The 327-nt window shown below is 40.7% G+C and carries 1 protein-coding gene; it reads right to left on the bottom strand.

Going from position 1 to position 327, the window contains the following annotated elements:
• Positions 1–30: 30 nt before the first annotated feature.
• Positions 31–327: IS3 family transposase (locus NOG12_RS13325; protein WP_313933525.1), on the bottom strand; the 297-nt coding region annotated here is incomplete at its 5' end.

Here is a 327-nt window from a genome sequence, read left to right as displayed (position 1 = left end):
TGATCCGTACCACTAAAAGTGGACACTTTGCTAAGCACTATTTTTTAATTCAAAGTTCTCTGGGCTGAGATAGCCAATAGCACTATGCCTTCTTGTCTTGTTGTAATCAACTTCGATGTACTCAAAGACTGCTCGGCGCATATTTTCTCGATCCATGATGGGCTCGTCCTGCAAGGCTTCGACCTTTAATGAGTGAAAGAAGCTTTCGGCACAGGCATTATCCCAACAATTTCCTTTTCGGCTCATACTCTGAGTAAGTCTATGTTTTTTAATTAAATCTCGATAATCGTTTGAACAATATTGACTACCTCGGTCGCTGTGAACAAT

Source organism: Pseudidiomarina fusca (assembly GCF_032227045.1).
GTDB lineage: Bacteria > Pseudomonadota > Gammaproteobacteria > Enterobacterales > Alteromonadaceae > Pseudidiomarina > Pseudidiomarina fusca.
This window is presented reverse-complemented; position numbering and strand designations above follow the sequence as displayed.